Annotated in this window: 1 protein-coding gene; it reads right to left on the bottom strand. The window is 69.7% G+C overall.

From position 1 onward, the window contains the following. The coding region (locus tag E5W87_RS28700; RefSeq protein WP_292405199.1) for an LLM class flavin-dependent oxidoreductase at positions 1-244 on the bottom strand (244 nt) is incomplete at both ends.

A 244-nucleotide genomic window follows, 5' to 3' on the forward strand; every position in this document is an offset into this window, starting at 1 on the left:
GCCTCGAGGTTGCGGCGCAGCGCGCCCGCCGTGCCCATGTCGGTGCCTGGTGCCCGACCGAGACCGAGATCGATGCGACCGGGATGCAACGCCGCCAGCGTGCCGAACTGCTCGGCAATGACCAGCGGCGAATGATTGGGCAGCATGATGCCGCCGGCGCCGACGCGTATCGTCCTGGTGCCGCCGGCCACATGGGCAATGACGACGGAGGTGGCGGCGCTGGCGATGCCCGGCATGTTGTGAT

Source organism: Mesorhizobium sp. (genome assembly GCF_004962925.1).
Classification (GTDB): Bacteria; Pseudomonadota; Alphaproteobacteria; order Rhizobiales; family Rhizobiaceae; genus Mesorhizobium.